2 protein-coding genes are annotated in these 2,014 nt (G+C 72.6%); one reads left to right on the top strand and one right to left on the bottom strand.

Annotation, left to right across the window (positions count from 1 at the left end; translation table 11 throughout):
• Nucleotides 1-33: 33 nt before the first annotated feature.
• Nucleotides 34-1,443, bottom strand: a complete 1,410-nt coding sequence (locus H5J29_RS30520; protein ID WP_181784412.1) for an NAD-dependent malic enzyme — start codon at nucleotides 1,441-1,443, stop codon at nucleotides 34-36.
• Between the two features lie 155 nt (nucleotides 1,444-1,598).
• Between H5J29_RS30520 and H5J29_RS30515 the strand changes: the two genes are divergently transcribed.
• Nucleotides 1,599-2,014: GTP-binding protein (locus H5J29_RS30515; RefSeq protein ID WP_181784411.1), on the top strand; the 416-nt coding region annotated here is incomplete at its 3' end.

Raw genomic sequence — 2,014 nt, 5'->3', positions numbered from 1 at the left:
GGTCGTTCCGGCGACCATCGCCACTCACAGGTCTCAGAGGCCCGCCGTGACCTCACCCGCCGCGGCGGCCTCCTGGGCGGCGTGGCGGACCGCCTCGGCGACCGCGGGGGCCACCGACGGGTCGAACACGCTCGGCACGATGAAGCTCGCGTTCGGCTCGGCCACGACGTCCGCGATCGCGGCCGAGGCGGCGAGCAGCATCCGGTCGGTGATGTCGTGGGCCTGGGCGTCGAGCAGGCCGCGGAAGACGCCGGGGAAGGCCAGCACGTTGTTGATCTGGTTCGGGTAGTCCGACCGCCCGGTGGCGACCACGGCCGCGTGGTGCGAGGCGATCGCCGGGTCGATCTCCGGGTCGGGGTTGGCCAGGGCGAAGATGATCGCGTCGTCGGCCATCGTGGCCGCCTCGGTGGCCCCGAAGAGGTTGGGTGCGGAGACGCCGATGAACACGTCGGCCCCGACGAGCGCGTCGGCCAGCGAGCCCGACGCCCCGCCCTTGTTGGTCTGCTCGGCGATCGAGGACAGGTTCTCGTCGAGGCCGGGACGCGCGGCGTGCACGATCCCGTCGATGTCCACCGCCAGCACGTCGCCCGGCTTCTCGGACTGCAGCAGCCGGATGATCGCCGACCCCGCCGCGCCGACCCCGCAGACCACGATCCTGCTGTCGGAGAAGGTCTTCCCCACCACGCGCAGGGCGTTGCGCAGCGCGCCGAGCACCACGACCGCGGTGCCGTGCTGGTCGTCGTGGAACACCGGGATGTCCAGCATCTCGCGCAGCCTGCGCTCGATCTCGAAGCAGCGCGGCGCCGCGATGTCCTCCAGGTTGATCCCGCCGTACGCGGGCGCGATCACCTGCACCGTCCGGATGATCTCCTCGGTGTCCTGGGTGTCCAGCGCGACCGGCCAGGCGTCGACCCCGGCGAACCGCTTGAACAGCGCCGCCTTGCCCTCCATGACCGGCATCGACGCGGCCGCGCCCAGGTTGCCCAGGCCGAGCACCGCCGACCCGTCGGTCACGACGGCCACGGTGTTGCGCTTGATCGTGAGCCGTCGGGCGTCCGACGGGTTCGCCGCGATCGCCTGGCAGACGCGCGCGACGCCCGGGGTGTAGGCCCGGGACAGGTCGTCCCGGTTGCGGATCGCGACCTTCGACTGGACCTCGAGCTTGCCGCCGAGGTGGATCAGGAAGGTCCGGTCGGACACCTTGCGCACGTGCACGCCGGGCAGCGCCCCGAGGGCCTCGGTGATCTCGTCGGCGTGCTCGGAGTTGAGGGCGTTGCAGGAGATGTCGACGACGATCGCGTCGGTGCGGGACTCGACGACGTCGAATGCGGTCACCACCCCGCCCACGTTGCCGACGGCGACGGCCAGGTCGCCCGCGGCGCTCGCGGAGGACGGCGCCTCGACTCGGACGGTGATGGCGTAACCGGGACCGGGAATGGGCACGGCCAGGGACCCTACTCGCGGCGCGACTGCGACCCCGCACACGTCGCCGCGGGATTGGGCAAGGCTTGAGGGGTTGTGTGGGGCTGCAGTCAGGAGTGCAATCGCTGTGACCGGCGACACACCGGCGTGTCGCGGTCGACGCGGAGGTGACCGCCATGACCGTCAGATCGGATCGCAGGGCACCGGAGGGTCTCGCGGTGCCCGTCACGGAGCCCGCGCTGGTGCGCAACGTCGCCCTGGTCGGACCCTCCGGCGCGGGAAAGACGACGCTGGTGGAGGCCCTGCTCGCGCACACCGGCGTCATCCCCCGGCAGGGCAGCGTGCTCGACGGCACCACGGTCTGCGACCACGACCCGGCCGCGCAGCGCCAGCACCGCTCCGTCACGGTGGCGGTCGCGCCGGTCCGGCACGCGGGCGTCAAGATCAACCTGATCGACACCCCCGGGTACGGGGACTTCGTCGGGGAGCTGCGCGCCGGCCTGCGGGCCGCGGACGCCGCGCTCTTCGTGGTCCCCGCGACCGCCGGGACGGACGGCGTGATCGACCCCGCGACGGTCGCGCTGTGGGAGGA

Source organism: Pseudonocardia pini, assembly GCF_013870575.1.
In the GTDB taxonomy this organism is placed as follows: Bacteria; Actinomycetota; Actinomycetes; order Mycobacteriales; family Pseudonocardiaceae; genus Pseudonocardia; species Pseudonocardia pini.
This window is presented reverse-complemented; position numbering and strand designations above follow the sequence as displayed.